The following is a 22,541-nucleotide window of genomic DNA, read 5'->3' as shown; positions in this document are numbered from 1 at the left end:
GCCATGGGCGAAACCATCATCGAAGGGCCTTTATACGCGCCCCGCAAGAAGGTCTATCCGCAGGCCGTCCATGGCCGGTTTCGCCGGATCAAATGGGCGCTGCTGGTGGTGGGACTGGCGGTGTATTACCTGCTGCCCTTCGTGCGCTGGGACCGCGGCCCCGGCATGCCCGATCAGGCGGTCCTGCTCGACCTGCCGCATCGCCGGTTCTACTTCTTCTTCATCGAGCTGTGGCCGCAGGAGGTCTATTATTTCACCGGCCTGCTGATCATCGCGGCGATGGTGCTGTTTCTGATGAACGCGCTGGCGGGCCGCATCTGGTGCGGCTACCTTTGCCCGCAAACGATCTGGACCGACCTGTTCTATGCTGTCGAGCGCTGGGTCGAGGGTGACCGCCGCGAACGCATTCAGAAGGACAAGCACGCCTGGACTTTCCGCCACGTCCGCGAAGTCGCGACCAAGCACTTCCTGTGGCTGATGATTGCGTGGTGGACCGGCGGCGCCTGGGTACTGTACTTCGCCGATGCGCCGACGCTGGTGAAGGATCTCGCCACGTTCCAGGCGCCGTTCATCGCCTATCTCTGGATCGGCATCCTGACCGCGACCACCTATGTCTTTGCCGGACACGCCCGCGAGCAGGTCTGCATCTACATGTGCCCGTGGCCACGTATCCAGGCCGCGCTGACAGATGAATGGGCGCTCAACGTCACCTACCGGCGCGACCGCGGCGAGCCCCGCACCTCGATCAAGAAGGCCGAACAACTGCGTCTCGCGGGGGCGCCAGCCGGCGACTGCGTCGATTGCCATCAATGCATCAATGTCTGCCCGACCGGCGTCGACATCCGCAACGGCATCCAGCTTGGCTGCATCCAATGCGGTCTGTGCATCGATGCCTGCGACGCGATCATGCAGCAGGTCAACCGGCCGACCGGACTGATCGCCTACGACACCGACATCAATGCCGAACGCCGGCTGGCGGGCAAGCCGCCGATCTACCGCCTGATCCGGCCACGCACCATTCTTTATGCCGCGATCATCGCGGTGGTCGGCAGCATCATGCTGTACACCTTGGCGACCCGCGGCTCGATGGGCATCAGCGCGTTGCACGAACGCAGCCCCCTGTCCGTCACCTTGAGCGATGGCAGCGTCCGCAACGACTATACCGTGCGCTTTCTCAACAAGGCCGGCGTGTCGCGCTCGTTCGCGCTGGAGGTGCTCGGTCTTCCCGACGTCGATGTTCGCGCCGCGGGGATCGACCGCGCCGCGGACAGCAAGCTCATTGTCGAAGTCGGACCCGATCAGACCAGGGAAATCCGGGTGTCGCTGCAGGTGCCGGCCGCAAAGCTGCCGAAGCAGGCCGCCGACATCGACTTCAAGGCCACGGAAATCGCAACCGGCGAAACCGCCTCGGTGCGCGATCACTTCGTCCCGGCGGCGCGGTGATGGCTACACCGTCTGCATTTGCCGGGGCGGCTCGCTCGGCCGGATCAGTGCGAACGCGACCTGGATGATGCCGCCGGCGAGACCCAGCGCCACGCCGACCCGCCACGCCATGGTGTAGGAGCCGAGGGAGTCGTAGATCAGCCCGCCGCCATAGGCGCCGAGGAAGCTGCCAAGCTGATGGCTCATGAAAGCGAGTCCCTGGATCATCGCCTGCCATTTCAGGCCGAACATTTCGGCGACGGCGCCCGCGACCAGTGGCCCTACCCCCATCCATAGGAAGCCCATGATCGCGCCGAACAGCAGCGTCGTCTCCGGCGTTGCCGGCAGCGTGAAATACCAGGCGAGCGCGATCGAGCGGACAATGTACATGCCGCCGAGCAGCGCCAGCTTGTTCCAGCGCTGGCCGGCCCAGCCGAAAAACAGGCTGCCGAGCACATTGAAGCCGCCGATCATGCCCAGCGTCTGCGCGCTGAGCATCGGATCGAGGCCGCAGATCTGCAGATAGGACGGCAGGTGCGTGGTCAGGAACACGAGCTGCATGCCGCAGACGAAATAGGCGCAGGTCATCACGGCGAATGACGCGTTGCCGAATGCGAGTTTGGCGGCCGTTGCGGCCGACGCATCGCCGATGTCGTCGGCGGCCTTGGGCGGCAGCGGGATCTTGTCGGCGCGGCCGGCGTACCAGGCGGCCGGCAACATGAACAGCGACAGGATGACGAAGCCGGCGACGCCAACACGCCAGCCGAAACCTTCATTCAGCAATTGCCCGACCGGTGCAGATACCAATGCGCCGAGCGAGCCCGCCGCCGAGACGATGCCCATCACGGTGCTGCGCACCGTCGCCGGCACCGCGCGCGCCGACACCGACATCGCGATCGCATTCGCGGTACAGGCCAGCGAGGCGCCGATCAGCACTCCGGCGCCGATCAGGATCGGGATCAACCCCTGCGCGGTCGCCATCAGGGCAAGGCCGACGACATACATCAGCGAGCCCGCGATCATGATCGGGCGAAAGCCGTAGCGCACCGTCAGGGCGCCGGCGACCGGCTGCAGGAATCCCCAGGCGAGGTTTTGCACGGCCAGCGCCAGCGTGAACTGCGACACCGAGATTCCGATGTCCTGCGTCAGCGGCTGCATGAAAATCCCGAAGCTCTGCCGCAGGCCCATGCTCAGCGTGAGCATCAGCGAGGCGCCGATCAGGATGGGAAGCGTGGGCCGCAGAATTTGCAGCAGGGCCATTATATTCTCCGGGGCGGGCGCGATTCGAGTGCCGCGTCCTGCAATCGATACGTGAAATAGGTACACAGATCTGTGTAACTAGGCTATAAGGGGGCTGTCCTGTCAAGCTGAGCCGACCCGCGCATTCGCATGGCACCCCTGCCCGCCAAACCCGACATGAAGGACCGCATCCTCGAAACTGCGGACCGCCTGTTCTATCTGCAGGGCATTCGCGCGGTCGGCGTCGACACCATCGCGGCCGAAATCGGCATCAGCAAGCGCACGCTCTACAATCATTTCCCGTCCAAGGATGCCTTGATCTCGGCCTACCTGGCGCGGCGCTTCGTGGCGCCGCGGCCGTCGGACAAGTCGCCGGTCGAGCAGATTCTCGGCACCTTCGATGCGCTGGAGCGACGCTTCGCGGCCAAGGATTTTCGCGGCTGCCCGTTCGTCAATGCGGTGGCCGAGCTCGGCGAAGACCGGGCGGTGCGAAAGGTGGCGATCGCCTTCAAGGAAAGCCGCCGCCTCTGGTTTCGCGATCTGCTGGTGCAACTCGGCGTCACGGACGCAGAAGCGCTGGCGACGCAGCTCGCGCTGCTGGTCGACGGCTCGATTGCGCAGGACCTGGTCCGCGACGACCCCGCGATGGCGCGGGCGGCGAAGGCGGCCGCGACGGTGCTGTTGCGGAATGCAGGGGTGAAGGTGGGTGGCGAGCCATCGAAGGGACGGCGATCGAAGCCGGCCGCTTGAGCCCCTCTCCGTCGTCGTCCCTGCGAACGCAGGACCCATACGCCGCGGCGTTTCAATGGGGCGACGTGTCAAATACCTTCTGCTACAAGCACCGCCGCTGGTTATGGGTCGCTGCGCCGGTGCGCCATTGCGCACCAGGCAGGGACGACGAAAAGCCGTGCGAGACGTCGCGGCATAGGGAGCGAAAATGGAAGACCTGACAGTCACCGCCAAGGGTTACGACTTCAAACCGGCGCAGGCGGCGATGCAGCGCTATGTCGACAACGACCTGCTCTCCGGCATTTCCTGGGCGGTCATGGTCGGGCGCGACCTCGTCGACGTAAACTACGTCGGCTGGGCCGACAAGGAAGCGCAGACGCCGCTTCGCACCGACCATATTTTCCGCGTGTTTTCCAACACCAAGCTGATCACCTCCTGCGCGGCGCTGTTGCTGATCGAGGACGGCAAGCTCGGGCTCGACGACGCCATCGAAAAATTCATTCCGCAGCTCGGAAATCGAAAGGTGCTGCGCCCGGGCGCAACGTCGCTCGACGACACCGAGCCTGCGAAAAGCTCGATCACCATCCGCCAGTTGCTCAGCCACAGTTCCGGCCTGAGCTACGGGTTTTTCGATCCGGGGACTGCCATATACAAGGCGCTCAACGAGCGCGGCGTGCACGATCCCCGAACCACGCTGGCGCAGATGGTGGAGGTGCTGGCCGGCCTGCCGCTGATCTATCAGCCCGGCACGTCCTGGGAATATTCGCTGGCCATCGACGTGGTGGCGCGGCTGGTCGAAGTCATCAGCGGACAACGCTTCGACGCGTTCATCAAGGCGCGGATCCTGGATCCGCTCGGCATGGTAGACACCGGCTTCGTCGTGCCGGAAAAGGATCAGGGCCGCCTGGTCGCCTATTACGCCGGCGCCGACCTGATGGAGCCGATGAAGCCGGGCCTGACCCGCACCGACAACGCACCCTTCCCCGGCGCGTATCTACACCCGATCGCAAGGCTCAATGGCGGCGGCGGCCTGGTGTCGACGATGCCCGACATGGTGGCGCTGATCCGGAGCCTGCTGCCCGGCGGCGAGACCCTGCTCAGGCCGGAGACGATCGCGCAGATGATGACCAACCAGTTGCCGGAGGGACAGTGGATCCGCTTTGCGCTGATGGGGCCCCAGCCCGGCAAGGCCCATGGCCTCGCCGGCGGGTTGATCCTGCAGCCCTCGGCATTCGATCATCCCGACGCGTCAGGCGAGTTCTACTGGGGCGGCGTGGCGGGGACGCAATGGTGGATTTCGCCGAAGCGAAACATGGCGGGCGTCATGATGGCGCAGCGACAGATGTCGTTCGTCCATCCGTTCTCGTTCGAGTTCAAGCGGCTGGCGTATGATGCGGTGAAGCAAGGTGCGGCGGCTGTTGCCTGAGGCAAACTCCGTCGTCGTCCCTGCGAACGCAGGCACCGATACCGCGTTGTCCTACCGATAAAAACGAGATCGCCGGCATCTTGCAAAATAACCGGTGCCGCGGCGTATGGGTCCCGGCGTTCGCCGGGACGACAGCTAACGTTTGCCGCAGCTCACGCCGCCGTCGAAACCACCCTGTTCCGTCCGTCGTGCTTGGCCCGGTACAGCGCTATGTCGGCGCGTTTGAGCACGTCGGCGACCGGCTCGTCCTTGTTGTCCAGCGTCGCCAGCCCGATCGAGATCGTGACGTCGATCCGCTTGGTGCCCTTGTTTACCGCAAAGGTTTCGCCGGCGATCGAGCGGCGCAGGCGCTCGGCGATCATGCCGGCAACGGTAAGATCGGTTTCCGGCATCACGATCACGAATTCCTCGCCGCCATAGCGGCAGGCGAGATCGATCCCGCGGATCGATTTGCGGATGCGCACCGCGAATTCGCGCAGCACGTCGTCGCCGGCGTCGTGGCCATAGGTGTCATTGATCGACTTGAAGAAGTCGATGTCGAGGATCATCAGCGCCAGCGGCTTGCCGCGGCTGGACGCCTGCTCGGCCAGCGTCGAGAGATGGCTTTCCATATAGCGGCGGTTATGCAGGCCGGTCAGCGCGTCGAGGATCGCCATTTCGATCGAGTTCTGCACGTTGTCGCGCAAATGATCGGTGTAACGCCGCTTGCGGATCTGGGTGCGCGCGCGCGCCAGCAATTCGTTCTTGTCGACGGGACGCAGCAGGTAGTCGTTGACGCCGATCTCGAGCCCGCGCAGCAGCCGCGAATTGTTGTCGGCGTCGGAAATGGCGAGGATCGGGAGCTGCCGCGTGCGCTCCAGCGAGCGCGCCTGGCTGCACAGCCGCAGACCGTCGTAGTTTTCCAGGCTGAGCGAGACGATCAGCAGATCGTAATTGCCCTCGGCGGCGTGAAACAGCGCCTCCGCCGGATTAATCTCGACGTCGACGGTATGCTCGGCGGACAGGATCGGCGCCAGCCGTTCGTAGGACGACGGCCGGTCATCGACCAGAAGGATCCGCCCGCCGACGCCCTTGTCGGCGATCGCGCTACGCTCGGGCGCCTCCATGCCGATCTCGAGCGAGGTGATGGCGCGCATCCGCAGTTCGTCGGTCATCATCTTCAGCCGCGTCAGCGAACGGACGCGGGCGATCAGCACGATGTCGGACACCGGCTTGGTGAGGAAATCGTCGGCGCCGGCTTCCAGCCCGCGAACGCGATCGGACGGGCTGTCGAGCGCGGTGACGATCACGACGGGAATGAAATGGGTGGCCGGGTTGGACTTAAGCCGGCGGCAGACCTCGAAACCATCCATGTCGGGCATCATGACGTCGAGCAGGATGATGTCGCATTCGAGGCGCGAACAGATGTCGAGCGCCTCGGCACCGTTGGCTGCCGTCAGCACATCGAAATATTCCGCCGAAAGACGGGCTTCCAGCAGCTTGACGTTCGCCGGGACGTCATCGACGACGAGAATACGCGCAGACATCGAAACTCACTCCTGGATCTAGATCATGATGCGATTCGACAAAATCGCATCATGATCTCATCTCTTTGTTCGAGCATGATCTTTTCGGAAAACCGGCCTCCACTTTTCCGGATCATGCCCTACCCGATAAACCGCCGCACGGTTTCGATAAACTTGCCAACCGAAATTGGCTTGGACAGATACGCTTCGCAGCCGCCCTCACGGATGCGTTCTTCGTCGCCCTTCATCGCGAATGCCGTGACCGCGACGACGGGAATGGCGCGCAGCTCCGGATCGTCCTTGATCCAGCGTGTCACCTCGAGGCCGGAGACTTGCGGAAGCTGGATGTCCATCAGGATCAGATCGGGGCGGAGTTTGCGGACGAGATCGAGCGCCTCGAACCCATTGCTGGTGCCCGAGGTCTGATAGCCGTGCGCTTCCAAGAGGTCGCGAAAGAGCTTCATGTTGAGCTCGTTGTCCTCCACGATCAGGACGGTTTTTGCCATCCCGTCCCTCCCCTCATTCCAGGAAACAGATCCGGCTTTGGTGCGTCCCTGCACCCCCGCCTTGCCTGCCGAAAAGTGAATTCAAACTAGCGTCAGATTTCGCTCTAAGCCGTTAAATCGATGCACCAACTTTTGCGGTTTGGTTTCCACTTGCTTGAATACATTCCGCAGACTCGGGCATGATGGTTCCAAACTAGACACCATAAGTTAACGGAAAGGCAAACCCATCGTTGAAAAAGCCTGTTCACAACCCCCGCGAAGTGGCTGAAATCGTTGCAGTTCAGGCGCTGAGTTTCATTGCCGGAGATCCCGAGAGATTGGGGCTTTTTCTGGCCGAAAGCGGCCTTGGCCCGGAGACGCTGCGGACGGCGGCAAAAGACCCGCAGTTCCTGCGTTCCGTACTCGACTTCGTCATGCGCGACGACGCAACCGTGAAGGCGTTCGCTTCCGCCTCGCAACTGCATCCGACCAATATCGCCGCCGCCCGGCAGGTGCTGGGCGACCCGGATTGGGAGCGCGACGTGCCGTGAGCGCGCAGGTGCCTGATGGCCCGCGCGCATTCTGCCGGGATTGCCTCGGCGACCTCGATATCAAGGCCAGACGCTGCGGCGCCTGCGGTTCACCGCGCGTCGTGCGCCATCATGCCCTGCCCTCGCTGACGCTGGCGCATATCGATTGCGACGCGTTCTATGCGACCGTCGAGAAGCGCGACAATCCCGAACTGGCCGACCGGCCCGTGATCATCGGCGGCGGCAGGCGCGGCGTGGTGTCGGCCGCCTGCTACGTCTCACGTACCTATGGCGTGCGGTCGGCGATGCCGATGTTCAAGGCGCTGGCGCTGTGCCCGCAGGCCGCCGTTATCCCGCCCGACATGGCAAAATATGTCCGCGTCGGCCGCGAGGTGCGCCATGCCATGCTGGCACTGACGCCGCTGGTGGAACCGCTGTCGATCGACGAGGCGTTTTTGGATCTTTCCGGCACGCAGCGCGTCCATGGCATGATCCCCGCAAAAGTGCTGGCGCGCTTTGCCCGCGACATCGAGCGCGACATCGGCATCACCGTGTCGGTCGGCCTGTCCTGCAACAAGTTTCTGGCCAAGATCGCTTCCGATCTCGACAAGCCCCGCGGCTTTGCCGCCCTCGACCAGGACGAGGCCCGCGAGATGCTGGCCGACAAGCCGGTCGGCTTCATCTACGGCGTCGGCCCGGCCACACAGGAAAAGCTGGTGCAGCGCGGGTTTCGCACCATTGCGGATCTGCAGCGCGCCGACGAGATCGAGTTGATGAAACATTTCGGCGGCGAAGGCCGCAGGCTGTGGCGGCTGGCGCGCGGCATCGACGACCGCAGCGTGGTGGCGGACCGCGGCGCCAAGACCATTTCCAACGAGACCACGTTCGACAGCGACATCAAGGATTTCGCCACGCTGGAAAAGGTGCTGTGGCGGCTGTCCGAAAAAGTGTCGTCGCGGCTCAAGACCAGCGAGCTATCGGGCCTCACCATCACCTTGAAGCTGAAGACTGCGGATTTCAGGCAGCGCACCCGCTCGCAATCGCTCCAGGCGCCGACGCAACTCGCCGCCAAGATTTTTGCGGTGTCGCGCGAGATGCTGGCGAAGGAGATCGACGGGACGGCGTTTCGCCTGATCGGTACCGGCGTCAGCGCGCTGCGCGAGGGATCCCAGGCTGACGACACCGACATGCTCGACCGCCGCTCGGCCCATGCCGAGCGCGCGATGGATGATTTGCGGAAGAAGTTCGGCAATGCCGCGGTGATCCGGGGCATCGCGTACAAGGGGCCGGCGAAAGAGGAGGATGACGAGGAGGAGTAGCGCGCTCTCTCCCCGTCATGGCAAGAAGACCTCAATCCGCGACAGCCACCGCCTCGATCTCGATCAGCCATTCCGGCGCGGCGAGCGCGCTGACGCCGACCAGCGTGCTCGCCGGCGGCTCCATGCCTTCGAAGAAGGCCGAGCGCGCCTTGCCGATGATCGGACGGACCTCCGGCTTGTAGCCGACGACGAAGGTCGTGATCTTCACGATGTTGGAATAGCTCGCACCGGCGGCCTTCAGCGCCAGGCCGAGATTTTGCATCACCTGGGTCGTCTGCGCGGCGATATCGCCCTCGCCGACCACGCGTCCCTCCTCGTCGGTGGCCACCTGTCCCGAGATGTAGATCGTGCGCGCGCCGGAAGCGACGACGACATGCGAGTAAGCCGGATTGTTGTGAAGCCCGCTTGGCTTGAGGTGTTGGTTCTTGCTCATGGTTGCGCTCCCTGACGTGCGTGAGGGCGCAAGCCTATCCGGGTCCGGAGCGCATTTCTACGTCATTGCGACGATCACTTGCAGGGCTTGGTATCCTTGACGTCGAAACGGCCCATCGCGCCGGCAATCACAAAATCATTGTAATCGAGCACCAGCGCGCGCGAAACGCCGTTCTCGAACAGTTCGAACGACATCGCGTAGACCGGCGTCTGTTCGCCTTCCTTGGTCTTGGCGTCGCGGTCATAATAGCTGACGGTGACGGGCCAACGGGTCAGCGCCTTCATCTGGTCGTTGGCGGTCGAGGGATCGGGGGTCGCGATATCGCGGGTGCCCGGGATCGGCTGCCCGATCACCGACAGCGTGTTGTAGACCTTCTCGCCATTGTCGGAGCCGTCATAGACCGTGAGTTCCAGCACCGATTTGCCCTCGCGGGCGGCGGCGATGATGTGCTGGATCTGCTCGGTCGGGAAAACGATCTTGCCGTCGAGTTCGAACGTCTTGGCGACCGGCGCTTTCAGCTTGACCGTGATGCGGTCGCCGACCCGCTCCGCCATGCCGTCGACCGGCGCAGCCGCGGTATCGTTCATGCGGGTGTCGATCTTGAAGCGGTAGCTCTTGCCCGCGGCGTCTTCCCAGGAATGCGAGCGCAGATCGCTCAGCGTCAGCTTGCCCTCGCCGCTGTCGAGTTCCGACACCTGGCGGAATTCGGAGGTGTAGCCCTCGCAGGCGCTGCCCGAGAAATTATAGAGGATACGCCCGCGAGCGCCCGAAATCGCGTTGCTGCCGCGCGACTTGACCAGCTTCAATTCATAGAGCGCCTGATGGGCCAGGAACGGCCCGCCGGCGGCTGCCAGCGCCGGTACGTTTGCAAAACCCGTGAGCAAGGAGGCCGCAGCCGAAAACGCCAAGGCGCGAACCGGAACCGAGCAAGCCATGTGCTGTATATCCTCGATATGGATTCGATACATTAGTGATGGCCCTATTGCGTCGCAACTAGGGCGGCGCCCGGAAACGAAGGAATTTGGCGGCGGGGCGCTCTGATTCCCGGCAGTTCTAGGGGTCGCTATCTCAACACCTGAACCGTCGTCCTCCGCGAAAGCGGGAAGACCCAGTATGCCAGAGGCCGGAGTAATATACCGAGAGGCCGCGGCTGCGTACTGGGTCACCCGCCCCAGTGCACAATTGCGCACAAGGCGGGTGACGACGGCTACGTGTATACGGACAGCGATCCGTCACTCTCTTGCAACAGGCGGCGCGATGCGCGAAACAGTGCGGCCTGATCGCGGATCAGGACGGTCACATCAATCAGGGACGATACAAGATGGCGGGGACGGTCGAACAGAAGCTGGCGGCGCAAGGCATCGTGCTGACTGAGCCGCGCACCCCGATGGCGAACTATGTCGGCTTCGTGCGCTCGGGCAACCTGCTGTTCGTGTCCGGCCAGGTCTGCGCCAATGCGGAAGGCAAGCTGATCGCCAAGGGCAAGCTCGGCGCCGGCGTCACCATCGAACAGGGCTACGCCGCCGCGCAGGGCTGCGGCGTCAATCTGCTGTCGCAAGTCAAGGCCGCGCTCGGCGATCTCGACAAGGTGGTCCGTGTCGTCCGCCTCGGCGGCTTCATCAATTCCACCCCCGACTTCCTCGACGGGCCAAAAGTGCTCAATGGCACTTCCGATCTGATGGTCACGGCTTTCGGCGACAAGGGCCGGCATGCCCGCACCACGGTCGGCGTCGCATCGCTGCCCTCGGACGCCGCCGTCGAGGTGGACGCCATCTTCGAAGTCTCCTGAGCGGAGCATTCCCATGCGTGCGCCGGACTGGCTGACGGCACGGCCGGTCGCCCACCGCGGGTTGCATGACATCGCGCGCGGCATCGTCGAGAACATGCCGGCGGCCGCCCGGGCCGCCGTCGACGGCAATTTCGCCATCGAATGCGACATCCAGCTTTGCGCCGACGGCGAAGCGATGGTGCATCATGACAATGCGCTCGGCCGCCTCACCGAGGGTTCCGGCGCGCTGCGCGAAAAGACCGCTTCCGAACTGAAGGCGGTCGCGTTCAAGAATACGCCGGAACGGATGATGACGCTCAGCGACCTCTGTGCGCTGGTCGCCGGCCGCGTGCCGCTGGTGATCGAGGTCAAAAGCCATTTTGACGGCGACCGTCGGCTGGTCAAGCGGATGGCGGAGGTGCTCGCCGCCTATGACGGCCCGGCGGTCGGCATGTCCTTTGATCCGGACCAGGTGATGGCGTTGCGCGAATTGATTCCGGACCGCGCGCGCGGCATCGTGGCCGAGCGCGAATACACCGCCGAGGAATGGCCGGAAGCCTCCGCCGAACAGCGCCGCGGCATGATGCATCTGCGCCACGCCTTCCGCACCCGGCCGCATTTCGTCGCCTACTGGGTGAACGAATTGCCGGCGGCCGCCCCCTGGATCGCCCGCAACATTTTTGGGCTGCCGCTACTGACCTGGACCGTGCGTACACCGGAACAGCGCGCCCGCGCCGCGCAGCACGCGGACCAGATGATTTTTGAGGGGTTTCTGCCGGGAACCTGACCCGCGCACGGCCACCTTGAACTCCCGCGCCCGATGCACGATCTTTAGAGTGTTGGCCACCCTGCGCGATGGCTGATCGCACGATGGGACCGGTCTGAATTTCTCGATGGCGTCATCCGAAATCACCCTCGAAGCCGTCCCCGCCGTCAGCGACATCCAGGCTGCCGAATGGGATGCCTGTGCCAACCCGAAGCCGAACCCGGACGGTCTCGACAATCTCGACACGCTGGCCGTTGGCGGGCTTCAAGGCGACGCTTGCAAAGCTGCCTATAACCCCTTCGTTTCCCACGCATTTTTCAGCGCTGCCGAAGCGTCAGGCTCGGCCTGCGCCCGCACCGGCTGGGGCGCGCGGCATCTCCTGGCGCGGCTCGACGGCAAAATCGCCGGCATCGTGCCCTGCTATCTGAAATCCCACTCCCAAGGCGAATACGTCTTCGACCGCGGCTGGGCCGATGCCTATGAGCGCGCCGGCGGACGCTATTACCCAAAGCTGCAGGCCTCGGTGCCGTTCACCCCCGCGACCGGACCGCGGCTGTTGATCCGCGACGGCGTCGATCGCGAGCGGATCGGAACCGCGCTCGTCAGCGGCCTGATGGCGCTGTGCAACGCGACCAACGCTTCCTCCGTGCACGTGACGTTTGCGCGCGAGGCCGAAGCAAAGTTTCTGGGCGATCATGGCTTTCTGCAGCGTAACGACCAGCAGTTTCACTGGCGCAATGAAGGCTACGGGACGTTCGACGATTTCCTGACCTCGCTGAACTCGCGTCACCGCAAGGCGATCAAGCGCGAACGGCGCGAGGCGTTGGCGGCCGGGATCACGATCCACCATCTGACCGGCAGCGATATCACCGAGGACGCCTGGGACGCGTTCTTTACGTTCTACATGGAAACCGGCTCACGCAAATGGGGCCGGCCTTATCTGACCCGAAAGTTCTTCTCGCTGATCGGCGAGAGCATGAGCCGCGATGTGCTGCTGGTGATGGCCAGGCGCGACGGCCGCTGGATCGCCGGCGCGATCAATTTCATCGGCTCGGACACCCTGTTCGGCCGCAACTGGGGCGCGGTCGAGCATCATCCCTTCCTGCATTTCGAGGTCTGCTATTATCAGGCGATCGATTTCGCGATCCAGCGCGGGCTGAAGATCGTCGAGGCGGGCGCGCAGGGCGAGCACAAGCTGGCGCGCGGCTACCTGCCGCAAACCACCTACTCCGCGCACTTCATCGCCGATCCCGATTTGCGCCGCGCGATCGCGGATTACCTGAAGCGCGAGCGCGCCTATGTCGCCGAGGTCGGGCGTGAACTGGCGGAATCCGCTCCGTTCCGCAAGGCTACGGACGAGGCTTGACCTCGCGCGGCGGCCGACATGAAATTGACAACGAACCTTGAGGGAACAACCATGCCCGCCTATGACACCAACAACCCGTTCGCAAAAATCCTGCGCGGCGAGTTTCCCTGCCACAAGGTCTACGAGGACGAGCACGTGCTGGCGTTCCTCGACATCATGCCGCGTTCGCCGGGCCATACGCTGGTGATCCCAAAGGCCCCAGCACGCAACATCCTCGACATCACCCCCGACGATTACGCCCACGTCGCCCGCACCGCCCACAAGATCGCCGCCGCCGCCATGAAGGCCTTCAACGCCGACGGCATCACAGTGCAGCAATTCAACGAGCCGGCGGGCGGGCAAGTGGTGTTTCACCTGCACATGCACGTGATGCCGCGCCATGACGGCGTGGCCTTGCTGCCGCCCGCCAGCCGCAGGGAGGATGTCAAGGTGCTGGAAGACAATGCGACCAAGCTGGTCGCGGCGCTGGGGTAGATTCGCTGTCATTCCGGGGCGCGCCGATTGGCGCGAACCCGGAATCCAATATCCTTATTTGCGGTCAACGATTGTCCCGCTCGCTAAACCCCGCCGTTAGGTTTTGCATATCCGCTTCAGCAACTCACAAGCTGTGCTAGATGGGTTCCGGGCTCGTCGCTGCGCGGCGCCCCGGAACGACGGGCACTACTCCGTCTCCCCGTCGCCACCCTTGCCTTGCGCCAGCGGCGAGAACTCGCAGCGGTCGGGCTTGACGTCGAGCAGCGGCGTTTCGTCGAGGCAGTCGAGGCCGCGCACCAGGATCGTATTGCCTTCGATGCCGACAAATTTCACGATTGAGGTGCCGATCGGATTGGGCCGCACCGGCGAGCGCAGCGAAAACGTGCCGCGGGTCTTCTGGTTGTTCTTCGGGCTCTGCAGCACCAGATCGCGGCGCGACTGGTGCAGCCAGTAGATCACTTCGAGATTTTCGTAGAATTCGACGCCCTTGATGGCGGGCACCCACGGCTCAAAGATCTCCAGCCGGCACACCGGGCCGTCGTGACGGCCCTGCCGCGGCGTATCCAGCCGCGATTTCCAGGGCGTGCGGATGCGGCCGATAAAGAAAAGTACCGCATCACGCGCCGGCGGCGTGTCGACGGTGAGTTCGCCATCACGAATGTCAGTCTGAACCATTGCCTAATCCAGTGAGATGTTGAGTGCCTTTATCACACCCGCCCACCGCGCGCGATCGGTCGCGACGAATTTGTCGATCTCGGCCTGGCTTTGCGGACGCAGCGGCGGGAAGCCGACCTTGTCGAGCGAAGCGCGGAACGCGTCATCGCCCAGCGCCTTGTTCAGACTGGCGGTGAGCTTTTCCGCGATGTCGTCCGGCAATTTGACGGGCGCGGAGACGCCGTACCAGACGCTGACGCCATATTCCGGATAGCCGCTCTCGGCCATGGTCGGCACATCGGGCAGATCAGGGATGCGTTTTGCCGAGGATACCGCCAGCGCGCGCAGCAAGCCGCCCTTCACCGGCGGCAGCGCGGTGCCGAGCGTGTCGAACATCAGCTGGATGTTGCCGCCCAGCAGATCGGTCAGCGCGGGACCAGCGCCCTTGTAGGCAACATGGACCATGTCGACGCCGGCCATCTGCTTGAACATCTCGCCGGCGAGATGAATGGTGCCGCCGGTGCCGGCCGAACCGAAATTGAGCTTTCCCGGGTTCTGTTTGGCGTAGGCCACGAACTCGGCGACCGTCTTGGCCGGCACGGAGGGATGAACCTCCATCACGACCGGCAGATCGGTGACCAGCGCCAGCAGGCGAAAATCCCGCGTCGGATCGTAGGGCAGCTTCTTGTAGAGCATCGGATTGAGAACGAAGATCGACGCCGCCGTGAAGAACAGCGTGTAGCCGTCTGGCTCGGATCGCGCCGCCGCTTCGGCGCCGATTGCGCCCTGCGCCCCGGCCTTATTCTCGACCACCACCGGCTGCTTCAGGTCGCGGGCAAGATATTCGCCGACCATGCGGCCCAGCACGTCGGTCGGGCCGCCCGCGGCATAGGGCACGATCAGCTTGATCGGGCGGACCGGATATTCCGCGGCATGGGTTTGCGGCGCGGCGCAGACCAGCGCACAGGCCATCGCCGACAGTTTCAGCCAGTTCATTTGCGTTTCCTCAGGTTTTTTTGTGGGCCGAACAGTAGCGGATTATCCGCGGCCCGCAATCAACCGAGCCACCATTTCCCGGCCACGAGGACGACCTCGCCAAACACCACGCCGGCAAAGATCGAGCGCCGCGTCAGCATGAACACCACAAAGCCCGACGCCACCGCGCCATAACGCAGCCAGTCCGGTACGGCGGCCAGCGCGCCGGGCGGTTGCACCAGGATCTGGGCGATCACGCCGGCGAGGATCGCGGTCGCCACCGCCCTCACCCACACCAGGATTTCCGAGCCCTCGTCGACGCCGGCGCCGAACCAGAGGCCGGCCATGCGCCAGACCTCATTGGGCAGGAAGCCGGCGAGCACCAGCACCAGCAGCGCTTGCGGACTGCCGAAAAACTCGCTCATGCGCGCTCCCTTTCGCGCCACCAGTGCACGCCATAGGCGATGGTGCCGGCGGTGACGCCGCTGATCAGGATGTCGACGCCGGTGTGCAGCTGTGAGATCAGCGGAAACAGCGCGATCCCGAGCACCAGCGCGAGCACATCCGATACCTGCCGGCAGTTGCGCGCCGTCGAGAGCAGGAACGCCAGCGGCGTCAGCAGCAGAATCGCGGCTGCGAACAGCGGCGGCAGATTGGCGGCCAGGCCGTAACCGAGCGTGGTCGCGACCATGCAGACCACAAGAAGCCCGCAGCCCAGCCCATGCGTGAAGGCAATCCGCCGCGCGCGCGGCACCTTTGGCAGCAGCCGATAGCATTCGACCCACAAGGTAACGGCGATGAAATGCGTCACCAGCACGAGATGACGACGCTTCGTCTGCGGCGTCTTCAACAGTGGCAGGACCGACACCACCATCGGAAACAGCCGGATCGCACTCACCGTCACCGCGATCGCGGCCTGGACGGCCGTCGCGCCGGAGCCCAGCGTCGAGATCAGGATGATCTGCGCCGGACCGGCCCAGACCAGCAGCGTCGAGCCGAGCACCCAGCCCAGGCTGAAGTTGCTATCGTGCGCCAGCGCGCCGATGCCGAGATAAGTCGCGAACAGCACCAGCGACAGCACGGTCGACGCGACCGAACTCATGCCCCACGCGAAGGCGCGGATGGGGCTTTGCCATTGGGGGGAGTCGAGAGCGGGAAGCGCCAAAGTGACCGGTAAGGTTTGAGTCGTCGCGGGCATAGGGCTGGCGAATGCCGCCTGCGTCAAGCAAGCGCGGGTCGGGGCCGCTATGCAATCGACGGCGGCGACGCCAGGCTCGCCCTGCCAAGTCCCGTAGCCCGCCATGAGCGTAGCGACATACGGGACAACGCTGACATCAACCCGCATATCGCTTCGCTCATGGCGGGCTACAAATATTTCTCACCCCACCACGCCTTTGTTCTTCAGCACAAAACACCCCCCGCCCGCCTTGCGAATGCGGTTGCAGAGCGCGTCCGCGGCCGGCCGTGTGTCGGCGCCGATCCGCACCTGGTAGAAGGCGCGCGTGCCGCGGCTGCGCATCACTGACGACAGCAGGCTCGGATCCTGGTCGCCGATCACGGCGCTGAGGCGCTTCATGGCGCGGGCGTACATCGCGAGCGCCTTGTCACGGGAAAAGCCGGCGGCAAGTTGCACGCCCCATACCTTGGCAGCACCGAGCGTAATGCGCTGTTCGAGCCCGGCGACGAACGGGTTGGGCGCCTGCTTCAACAGCGCCATCAACTCGCGGCAGTTCGACGTCGGTAGCCGCTCAGGCGTCCTGCCGCCCTTCTGCGCGCCGGCCCAATCCTCGACGGTCGAACCGGTGATGGCGAGAACGTAACTGCGCGTCTCCTGCGGCATCCCGCCGGTGCCCGCGAGCCATTCCTGAACCCGGCGCGGACCGGCGTTGTAGGCCGCGGCCGCCAGTCCCAGATTGCCGAACTGGTCGCGCAGTTCGGCGAGGAACTCGGCCGATTTGGGCAACGCCTGCACCGGGTTGAAGGGATCCAGCAGGCCGCGCTCGCTTGCGGTGCCCGGCATGAACTGCGCGATCCCCTGGGCACGCTGGCCGTTGCGCGTCACCGGCCCGATGGCGTCGGAGCGGAAACGGCTCTCCTGCCAGATCACGCGGGCGAAGAATTCCAGCGGCAGGTTTGAAGCCTTCGCGGCCGACTCCATCATCAGGCACATCGCCTCGCGCGCGTCGCTCTCCCGCGCCCCATCAGCCGGCTTTGGGGCCGGTAGCTCGGGTGGCTTGAGGCTCGACTGGTTGACCTCATCGGCGTCCTCCGCGCCGACAGGCCCGACCGAGCACAACAGCGACACGGCGCAGCATAGGGCGCGAAGAAAGAGGGCTCTTTGCATGACCGTTGAAATCCGGAAACGCCGATGGCAATGGAAACGTTAATCAAACAATCGAGCTGGCAGCTGGATCCGCTGCCTCCACCGCCATTTTGCACTGTAATTGTCCTGAAATCGGCGAAATCGGAACCGGCGTTGATTTACGTTAACGCTGCATTTTGCGGCAGGCGGGCTTTTACGGGGAACCAGTCGGGGTAAAAGTCTCCCTCTTTGTTGGGAGACGAGAAATGCGGGACCGGCGCGAGAGCGTAAGGGACAAGGTGATGTATGGCGGCGTGGCCGAGATCGGCAACTTCGGCACGACGCGCGAATGCATCGTCCGCAATATCTCCGACAGCGGCGCCAATATCGAATTCAGCAAGGATTTCCAGCTGCCGAGAGAGCAGCTCTCGCTGCGCATCGCGCGCAAGGGCCGCTCCTTCCTCGCCAGGGTGATCTGGTGGCGCGACAATTTCGTCGGCGTCGCCTTTCGGGCGGAAAGCCCGGCCGCGCCCGTTTCCGACATCGAGGAACGGCTGCGCAAAAGTGAGATCAAGAAGCGGCAGCTGCAGCGGCAGATCGACCAGTTGCTCAACGAGCGCTAGTCTAAGCGCCACCATACCCAAACATTGGGGCGCAGCATGCCTTCAAAACCGCCGGACGACCTGCCCGTCTACCGCCTGCTGACCGGAAAGGACGACGCCGCGTTCTGCCGGCGCGTTTCCGAGGCCATCGAACTCGGTTATGTCCTGTACGGCTCGCCTGCCCTGACCTTCAACGGCGAATATGTCGTGGCCGCGCAGGCGCTGGTCTGGCCCGGCGACTAGAGCCTTTTCCGTTCCGATTGAATCGGAACGGGGCTCTAGATTCCTGTTTCGACGCGTTTTCTTGACGCGAACCGGTTTCCACCCCGGATCAAGTCCGGGGCAGGCTTTCGCTGGAAAACGCTCCGACTACAAAAAGCCGGCAGTCTCGCGACACGCCGGCTTTTCGTTTTCAGATTGTTGCCGCTTACGCCTTGACCAGCGGGCCCTTGGACGCCGGCCCCTTCGAGCCGCCACCTCCGTTGGGACCGCCCGATTTCGGTTTGCGCTTGCGGGCTCCGGGCAGCTTTTCCGGCTTCGGCGTGACCGGTCCATCGACGAACTCGAAGCCGATCTTGTCCTTCTCCACCTCGTCCTTGAGCAGGACGACCCTGACATGGCCGCCGCCCTTGAGTTGGCCGAACAGAAGTTCGTCGGCCAGCGGCTTCTTGATGTGCTCCTGGATCACGCGGGCCATCGGCCGCGCACCCATCTGCTCGTCGTAGCCGTGCTCGATCAGCCAGGCCTTGGCGGGCTCGGATAGCTCGATGGTGACGTCGCGATCGGCGAGCTGCGCCTCGAGCTGCAGCACGAACTTCTCCACCACCATGCCGATGACATCGGCATTGAGGTGGGCGAAGGAAACGATCGCATCCAGCCGGTTGCGGAATTCCGGCGCGAACTGGCGGTTGATCGCCTCGTGGTCGTCACCTTCCCGCTTGTTGCGCGTGAAGCCGAAGGCCTGGCGCGCCAGATCGGCGGCGCCCGCGTTCGTGGTCATGATCAGGATCACGTTGCGGAAGTTGACCTGCTTGCCATTGTGGTCGGTCAGCCGGCCGTGGTCCATGATCTGCAGCAGCACATTGTAGAGATCTGGATGCGCCTTCTCGATTTCGTCGAGCAGCACCACGCAATGCGGATGCTGGTCCACGCCATCGGTCAACAGGCCGCCCTGGTCGAAACCGACATAGCCGGGAGGCGCGCCGATCAGGCGCGACACGGTGTGCCGCTCCATGTATTCGGACATATCAAAGCGCAGCAGTTCGACGCCGAGCGAGGCGGCCAGCTGTTTGGCGACTTCGGTCTTGCCGACGCCGGTCGGGCCCGAGAACAGGTAGGAGCCGATCGGCTTCTCCGGTTCGCGCAGGCCGGCGCGCGCCAGCTTGATCGACGCCGACAGCGACTCGATCGCCTTGTCCTGGCCGAACACCACGCGCTTCAAGGTCTGTTCGAGATGCTTGAGCACCTCGGCATCGTCCTTCGATACGCTCTTGGGCGGGATCCGCGCCATGGTCGCGATCGTGGTCTCGATCTCCTTGATGCCGATGGTCTTCTTGCGCTTGTTTTCGGCCACCAGCATCTGCGCCGCACCCGACTCGTCGATCACGTCGATCGCCTTGTCCGGCAGCTTGCGGTCGTGGATGTAGCGCGACGACAACTGAACCGCCGCCTCGATCGCCTCGTTGGTGTATTTCAGCCGGTGGTAATCCTCGAAATAGGGCTTCAGGCCCTTGAGGATCGCGATCGCATCTTCCACCGTCGGCTCGTTGACATCGATCTTCTGGAACCGGCGCACCAGCGCGCGGTCCTTCTCGAAGTGCTGACGGTATTCCTTGTAGGTCGTCGAGCCCATGCAGCGGATCGTGCCCGACGCCAATGCCGGTTTGAGCAAATTGGACGCGTCCATCGCGCCGCCGGAGGTGGCGCCGGCGCCGATCACGGTGTGGATCTCGTCGATGAACAGGATGGCGTTCGGATGCGCCTCCAGTTCCTTCAGCACCTGCTTCAACCGCTCCTCGAAATCGCCGCGGTAACGCGTGCCGGCGAGCAGCGTGCCCATGTCGAGCGAGAACACGGTGGCGGCGGCCAGCACTTCCGGCACTTCGGAATCGACGATGCGCTTGGCGAGCCCCTCGGCGATCGCGGTCTTGCCGACGCCGGCTTCGCCGACGAACAGGGGATTGTTCTTCTGGCGGCGGCACAGCACCTGGATCGCGCGGTTGATCTCGGAGTTGCGCCCGATCACCGGATCGATCTTGCCGTCACGCGCCTTCTTGTTGAGGTTGACGCAGTAGGTGTCGAGCGCCTCGCCCTTCTTCTTGGCGTCCTCGGTGCCCTTGGTCTCGGTCTCCTCGTCGACGCCGCGCACGGGCCGCGCTTCGGAGACGCCCGGCCGCTTGGCGATGCCGTGGCTGATGTAGTTGACGGCGTCGTAGCGCGTCATGTCCTGCTCCTGCAGGAAGTACGCAGCGTGGCTCTCGCGCTCCGCGAAGATCGCGATCAGCACGTTGGCGCCGGTCACTTCTTCGCGACCGGACGACTGCACGTGAATCACCGCGCGCTGGATCACGCGCTGGAAGCCGGCGGTCGGCTTGGCGTCATCGGCGCCGTCCGTCACCAGATTTTCGAATTCGGTTTCGAGATAGTTGACGAGGCTGGTGCGCAGCTTGTCGAGATCGACGCTGCATGCCCGCATCACCGCCGCCGCATCCGAGTCATCGATCAGCGACAGCAGAAGGTGTTCGAGCGTCGCATATTGGTGATGCCGCTCGTTGGCAATCGCCAGCGCACGATGCAGGGATTGTTCAAGGCTTTGGGAAAAAGTTGGCATTCGCGTCCTCTGTGGCCCCCGGCCATCATGATCGCCATTACCCGGTCAGGCAACAACAACCTTTGTCATCCCCCGTCATATAGTTACCTGCGATCATGGCGAAAGACCGGTTCCGCAAACGTGTTTTTCTTCTAAATTCGCGGCCCAAATATGCGGCGCAAATCGGCCGCACAAGTCTGCTGCACACATCTGCCGCACGCAACCCCTCCCCGAAGAACTACCGGGATTGCGATCAGCCTCCGTCAGCACCAATCGATGGATGCAAGACCCGTTCCCACGCAAGGTCCGTTCCTGCCGACCGGGTCACGCGTCATGCGCGGCTATTTCTTTTCCATCACGCACTGCAGGGGATGCTGGTGCTTGCGCGCGAAGTCCATGACCTGCGTCACCTTCGTCTCGGCAATTTCGTAGGTGAAGACGCCGCACTCGCCGATGCCGTGGTGATGCACATGAAGCATGATCTTGGTGGCCGCTTCGGCATCCTTCTGGAAGAACTTCTCAAGCACGTGGACGACGAACTCCATCGGCGTGTAGTCGTCGTTCAGAATCAGCACGCGATACAAATTGGGACGCTTGGTCTTCGGCTTGACCTTGGTGATGACCGAGGTCGACGGCCCGCCAGTTCCAGTATTGCGGTTTTCGTCATTGCTCATTCGCAAAGCAGAAGCAGATGACGTGGCCGGCGCGGGCGAACGGGCTTTGAGGGTTGGCTGCAACATGGCTCAGGCGTTCGAATTCCAAAAGGGGTGACCGGAGAGCACATCGACGAGGATTCGCGGCTGGCTCAGGCGTGAGCCATCGCGAAGCACCAGCAACGCATTTTTCCAGATCGCCGCTCCCGGTCCGATCCTCAAACCGGATCGGCACCTCGAATATGGGTCCGCCACCGGATCGCCGCAAGCGCAGTCACCTGCCCTGGCGCGACCTGGCAGCCGACCCGATTCCGGGCTCGGCCATCTGCGGCAAGATTAATCGTTTCCGGTGAATTTGACAAAGACCGGAATTGTCCGGGCGGGTGGCACACACCCGCGAGCCCCGTCATTTTACGGAACCTCGCATCGAGGTCGGTGCGACAGGGCTGTTGACGATGGCGAGATCAGGCGGGTGAGCCCTCGCCACGAAAAAGCCCGGCGCTGCGGCCGGGCTTTTGACTTTCCGAAGGTTCGGATCGCGGCGGTTAGTGCGTCGCCGGGGTGAACTTCGAAACCAGCCCCTCGTAGGGCTTGAAAGTCTGCTTGGCGAGATCGCTGTAGAGGCTGGCGATCTTCTGCGATTCCGCAACGAAGGTCTCGTAGGACGAGCGCGCGAATTCGGTCTGCGCTTCGAGCGCCTTGTCCAGCGACTTCACGCCGGAGAGCTTCTCGACGAACGATTTGGTGTCTTCGAACGACTTCTTGGCATAGTCGCCATAGGCGCTCGCAATGGCCTGGACGCCGCTCTGCATGTTGCTCGCGGAAGCGGCAACCGACTCGAGATGCTCCTTGCCGTAATTCTGAATGTCCTCAACCTTGACCATCGTGGTGTCCTTTCCCAGACTGCAGCAAAAACCGATTGCCGGGAGGTCCCGGCCCCCTGACCCTTCATCATATATGTGCACCGCACAATTAAGTCAAGAAAATTTGTGCGCCGCACAATTGCGACCAACTCGGGCTAAATCCTGAGGTCTTACGCAACGCTTAATTAATCTTTTGGAAACCCGCCCCGCCTAACCTGATT

General features: G+C 63.7%; 24 protein-coding genes. 11 read left to right on the top strand and 13 right to left on the bottom strand.

Going from position 1 to position 22,541, the window contains the following annotated elements; translation table 11 throughout:
• Window positions 1-3: 3 nt before the first annotated feature.
• Window positions 4-1,443, top strand: a complete 1,440-nt coding sequence (gene ccoG, locus QUH67_RS15065; protein ID WP_300947460.1) for a cytochrome c oxidase accessory protein CcoG — start codon at window positions 4-6, stop codon at window positions 1,441-1,443.
• Window positions 1,444-1,446: 3 nt separating this feature from the next.
• Here the strand turns inward: ccoG and QUH67_RS15060 are convergent, their stop codons facing one another.
• Complete coding sequence (locus QUH67_RS15060) at window positions 1,447-2,682, bottom strand: MFS transporter (protein ID WP_300947459.1); 1,236 nt, start codon at window positions 2,680-2,682, stop codon at window positions 1,447-1,449.
• A 129-nt stretch (window positions 2,683-2,811) separates the two neighbouring features.
• Between QUH67_RS15060 and QUH67_RS15055 the strand changes: the two genes are divergently transcribed.
• Together QUH67_RS15055 and QUH67_RS15050 are read left to right on the top strand one after the other, a co-directional pair.
• On the top strand, window positions 2,812-3,411 hold the full coding sequence (locus tag QUH67_RS15055) for a TetR/AcrR family transcriptional regulator (RefSeq protein WP_300947458.1): 600 nt from the start codon (window positions 2,812-2,814) through the stop codon (window positions 3,409-3,411).
• Between the two features lie 187 nt (window positions 3,412-3,598).
• A complete protein-coding gene (locus QUH67_RS15050) occupies window positions 3,599-4,816 on the top strand; it encodes a serine hydrolase domain-containing protein (protein WP_300947457.1) in 1,218 nt (405 codons plus the stop codon).
• Window positions 4,817-4,968: 152 nt separating this feature from the next.
• Here QUH67_RS15050 and QUH67_RS15045 read toward each other — a convergent pair whose 3' ends face one another.
• Window positions 4,969-6,342, bottom strand: coding sequence for a PleD family two-component system response regulator (locus QUH67_RS15045; RefSeq protein WP_300947456.1), 1,374 nt, complete (start codon window positions 6,340-6,342; stop codon window positions 4,969-4,971).
• Window positions 6,343-6,461: 119 nt separating this feature from the next.
• A complete protein-coding gene (locus QUH67_RS15040; RefSeq protein ID WP_027538546.1) occupies window positions 6,462-6,827 on the bottom strand; it encodes a response regulator in 366 nt (121 codons plus the stop codon).
• 230 nt (window positions 6,828-7,057) lie between these two features.
• Here QUH67_RS15040 and QUH67_RS15035 point away from each other — a divergent pair, with 230 nt between their 5' ends.
• On the top strand, window positions 7,058-7,357 hold the full coding sequence (locus QUH67_RS15035; protein WP_300947455.1) for a DUF3572 domain-containing protein: 300 nt from the start codon (window positions 7,058-7,060) through the stop codon (window positions 7,355-7,357).
• Window positions 7,354-8,655: a DNA polymerase IV gene (locus QUH67_RS15030; protein WP_300947454.1), complete on the top strand. Its 1,302-nt coding sequence runs from the start codon at window positions 7,354-7,356 to the stop codon at window positions 8,653-8,655. The genes QUH67_RS15035 and QUH67_RS15030 overlap by 4 nt, the downstream gene beginning before the upstream one ends.
• Before the next feature lie 31 nt (window positions 8,656-8,686).
• Here QUH67_RS15030 and QUH67_RS15025 read toward each other — a convergent pair whose 3' ends face one another.
• Together QUH67_RS15025 and QUH67_RS15020 are read right to left on the bottom strand one after the other, a co-directional pair.
• The gene (locus tag QUH67_RS15025; RefSeq protein WP_300947453.1) at window positions 8,687-9,088 is read right to left on the bottom strand and encodes a RidA family protein; all 402 of its coding nucleotides are present in this window, start codon (window positions 9,086-9,088) and stop codon (window positions 8,687-8,689) included.
• Between the two features lie 74 nt (window positions 9,089-9,162).
• The gene (locus QUH67_RS15020) at window positions 9,163-10,023 is read right to left on the bottom strand and encodes a cell envelope integrity EipB family protein (RefSeq protein WP_300947452.1); all 861 of its coding nucleotides are present in this window, start codon (window positions 10,021-10,023) and stop codon (window positions 9,163-9,165) included.
• A 386-nt stretch (window positions 10,024-10,409) separates the two neighbouring features.
• Between QUH67_RS15020 and QUH67_RS15015 the strand changes: the two genes are divergently transcribed.
• From QUH67_RS15015 to QUH67_RS15000, 4 genes are all read left to right on the top strand, one after another.
• Window positions 10,410-10,877, top strand: coding sequence for a RidA family protein (locus tag QUH67_RS15015; protein ID WP_300947451.1), 468 nt, complete (start codon window positions 10,410-10,412; stop codon window positions 10,875-10,877).
• 13 nt (window positions 10,878-10,890) lie between these two features.
• Window positions 10,891-11,643: a glycerophosphodiester phosphodiesterase gene (locus QUH67_RS15010; protein WP_300947450.1), complete on the top strand. Its 753-nt coding sequence runs from the start codon at window positions 10,891-10,893 to the stop codon at window positions 11,641-11,643.
• A gap of 106 nt (window positions 11,644-11,749) precedes the next feature.
• Window positions 11,750-12,988 (top strand): GNAT family N-acetyltransferase, encoded by a 1,239-nt coding sequence (locus QUH67_RS15005; protein WP_300947449.1) that lies wholly within the window; start codon window positions 11,750-11,752, stop codon window positions 12,986-12,988.
• 51 nt (window positions 12,989-13,039) lie between these two features.
• Window positions 13,040-13,462 carry an HIT family protein gene (locus QUH67_RS15000; RefSeq protein ID WP_300947448.1) on the top strand — a complete coding sequence of 141 codons (423 nt, stop codon included), beginning with the start codon at window positions 13,040-13,042 and terminating at the stop codon, window positions 13,460-13,462.
• A gap of 186 nt (window positions 13,463-13,648) precedes the next feature.
• Here QUH67_RS15000 and tsaA read toward each other — a convergent pair whose 3' ends face one another.
• The 5 genes from tsaA to QUH67_RS14975 all read right to left on the bottom strand — a co-directional run bounded on the left by tsaA (window position 13,649) and on the right by QUH67_RS14975 (window position 17,435).
• On the bottom strand, window positions 13,649-14,137 hold the full coding sequence (gene tsaA, locus QUH67_RS14995) for a tRNA (N6-threonylcarbamoyladenosine(37)-N6)-methyltransferase TrmO (RefSeq protein ID WP_300947447.1): 489 nt from the start codon (window positions 14,135-14,137) through the stop codon (window positions 13,649-13,651).
• 3 nt (window positions 14,138-14,140) lie between these two features.
• Window positions 14,141-15,112, bottom strand: coding sequence for a Bug family tripartite tricarboxylate transporter substrate binding protein (locus QUH67_RS14990; protein WP_300947446.1), 972 nt, complete (start codon window positions 15,110-15,112; stop codon window positions 14,141-14,143).
• 59 nt (window positions 15,113-15,171) lie between these two features.
• Window positions 15,172-15,516, bottom strand: coding sequence for an AzlD domain-containing protein (locus tag QUH67_RS14985; RefSeq protein WP_300947445.1), 345 nt, complete (start codon window positions 15,514-15,516; stop codon window positions 15,172-15,174).
• Window positions 15,513-16,256 (bottom strand): AzlC family ABC transporter permease, encoded by a 744-nt coding sequence (locus QUH67_RS14980; protein ID WP_300947444.1) that lies wholly within the window; start codon window positions 16,254-16,256, stop codon window positions 15,513-15,515. The genes QUH67_RS14985 and QUH67_RS14980 overlap by 4 nt, the downstream gene beginning before the upstream one ends.
• A gap of 213 nt (window positions 16,257-16,469) precedes the next feature.
• Window positions 16,470-17,435 (bottom strand): lytic transglycosylase domain-containing protein, encoded by a 966-nt coding sequence (locus tag QUH67_RS14975; protein ID WP_300947443.1) that lies wholly within the window; start codon window positions 17,433-17,435, stop codon window positions 16,470-16,472.
• 224 nt (window positions 17,436-17,659) lie between these two features.
• On the opposite strand from QUH67_RS14975, the gene QUH67_RS14970 reads away from it, so the two are divergent.
• Window positions 17,660-18,016 (top strand): PilZ domain-containing protein, encoded by a 357-nt coding sequence (locus tag QUH67_RS14970; protein ID WP_300947442.1) that lies wholly within the window; start codon window positions 17,660-17,662, stop codon window positions 18,014-18,016.
• A 36-nt stretch (window positions 18,017-18,052) separates the two neighbouring features.
• Window positions 18,053-18,238, top strand: a complete 186-nt coding sequence (locus QUH67_RS14965; protein WP_407080433.1) for a DUF1737 domain-containing protein — start codon at window positions 18,053-18,055, stop codon at window positions 18,236-18,238.
• A gap of 184 nt (window positions 18,239-18,422) precedes the next feature.
• Here QUH67_RS14965 and clpA read toward each other — a convergent pair whose 3' ends face one another.
• The 3 genes from clpA to QUH67_RS14950 form a co-directional block, all read right to left on the bottom strand.
• Window positions 18,423-20,825 (bottom strand): ATP-dependent Clp protease ATP-binding subunit ClpA, encoded by a 2,403-nt coding sequence (clpA, locus tag QUH67_RS14960; RefSeq protein WP_300947441.1) that lies wholly within the window; start codon window positions 20,823-20,825, stop codon window positions 18,423-18,425.
• A 320-nt stretch (window positions 20,826-21,145) separates the two neighbouring features.
• Window positions 21,146-21,478 (bottom strand): ATP-dependent Clp protease adapter ClpS, encoded by a 333-nt coding sequence (gene clpS / locus QUH67_RS14955; protein ID WP_212421771.1) that lies wholly within the window; start codon window positions 21,476-21,478, stop codon window positions 21,146-21,148.
• Between the two features lie 524 nt (window positions 21,479-22,002).
• Complete coding sequence (locus QUH67_RS14950) at window positions 22,003-22,341, bottom strand: phasin family protein (RefSeq protein ID WP_300947440.1); 339 nt, start codon at window positions 22,339-22,341, stop codon at window positions 22,003-22,005.
• Window positions 22,342-22,541: the final 200 nt, after the last annotated feature.

This window comes from Bradyrhizobium roseum (genome assembly GCF_030413175.1).
GTDB lineage: Bacteria > Pseudomonadota > Alphaproteobacteria > Rhizobiales > Xanthobacteraceae > Bradyrhizobium > Bradyrhizobium roseum.
The sequence above is the reverse complement of the archived record's forward strand: the minus strand, read 5'-3'. Positions and strand labels throughout refer to the sequence as shown.

What these genes read in the sequence shown, in the direction of transcription:
- QUH67_RS15020 (WP_300947452.1), bottom strand. Translation starts at nt 10,023, where the DNA reads ATGGCTTGCTCGGTTCCGGTTCGCGCCTTGGCGTTTTCGGCTGCGGCC.
- QUH67_RS15060 (WP_300947459.1), bottom strand. Translation starts at nt 2,682, where the DNA reads ATGGCCCTGCTGCAAATTCTGCGGCCCACGCTTCCCATCCTGATCGGC.
- tsaA (WP_300947447.1), bottom strand. Translation starts at nt 14,137, where the DNA reads ATGGTTCAGACTGACATTCGTGATGGCGAACTCACCGTCGACACGCCG.
- QUH67_RS14970 (WP_300947442.1), top strand. Translation starts at nt 17,660, where the DNA reads ATGCGGGACCGGCGCGAGAGCGTAAGGGACAAGGTGATGTATGGCGGC.
- clpS (WP_212421771.1), bottom strand. Translation starts at nt 21,478, where the DNA reads ATGAGCAATGACGAAAACCGCAATACTGGAACTGGCGGGCCGTCGACC.
- QUH67_RS15050 (WP_300947457.1), top strand. Translation starts at nt 3,599, where the DNA reads ATGGAAGACCTGACAGTCACCGCCAAGGGTTACGACTTCAAACCGGCG.
- QUH67_RS14985 (WP_300947445.1), bottom strand. Translation starts at nt 15,516, where the DNA reads ATGAGCGAGTTTTTCGGCAGTCCGCAAGCGCTGCTGGTGCTGGTGCTC.
- QUH67_RS15000 (WP_300947448.1), top strand. Translation starts at nt 13,040, where the DNA reads ATGCCCGCCTATGACACCAACAACCCGTTCGCAAAAATCCTGCGCGGC.
- QUH67_RS15015 (WP_300947451.1), top strand. Translation starts at nt 10,410, where the DNA reads ATGGCGGGGACGGTCGAACAGAAGCTGGCGGCGCAAGGCATCGTGCTG.
- QUH67_RS15005 (WP_300947449.1), top strand. Translation starts at nt 11,750, where the DNA reads ATGGCGTCATCCGAAATCACCCTCGAAGCCGTCCCCGCCGTCAGCGAC.
- QUH67_RS15025 (WP_300947453.1), bottom strand. Translation starts at nt 9,088, where the DNA reads ATGAGCAAGAACCAACACCTCAAGCCAAGCGGGCTTCACAACAATCCG.
- QUH67_RS14990 (WP_300947446.1), bottom strand. Translation starts at nt 15,112, where the DNA reads ATGAACTGGCTGAAACTGTCGGCGATGGCCTGTGCGCTGGTCTGCGCC.
- QUH67_RS15040 (WP_027538546.1), bottom strand. Translation starts at nt 6,827, where the DNA reads ATGGCAAAAACCGTCCTGATCGTGGAGGACAACGAGCTCAACATGAAG.
- QUH67_RS14950 (WP_300947440.1), bottom strand. Translation starts at nt 22,341, where the DNA reads ATGGTCAAGGTTGAGGACATTCAGAATTACGGCAAGGAGCATCTCGAG.
- QUH67_RS15045 (WP_300947456.1), bottom strand. Translation starts at nt 6,342, where the DNA reads ATGTCTGCGCGTATTCTCGTCGTCGATGACGTCCCGGCGAACGTCAAG.
- QUH67_RS14965 (WP_407080433.1), top strand. Translation starts at nt 18,053, where the DNA reads ATGCCTTCAAAACCGCCGGACGACCTGCCCGTCTACCGCCTGCTGACC.
- QUH67_RS14975 (WP_300947443.1), bottom strand. Translation starts at nt 17,435, where the DNA reads ATGCAAAGAGCCCTCTTTCTTCGCGCCCTATGCTGCGCCGTGTCGCTG.
- QUH67_RS15055 (WP_300947458.1), top strand. Translation starts at nt 2,812, where the DNA reads ATGGCACCCCTGCCCGCCAAACCCGACATGAAGGACCGCATCCTCGAA.
- QUH67_RS15010 (WP_300947450.1), top strand. Translation starts at nt 10,891, where the DNA reads ATGCGTGCGCCGGACTGGCTGACGGCACGGCCGGTCGCCCACCGCGGG.
- clpA (WP_300947441.1), bottom strand. Translation starts at nt 20,825, where the DNA reads ATGCCAACTTTTTCCCAAAGCCTTGAACAATCCCTGCATCGTGCGCTG.
- ccoG (WP_300947460.1), top strand. Translation starts at nt 4, where the DNA reads ATGGGCGAAACCATCATCGAAGGGCCTTTATACGCGCCCCGCAAGAAG.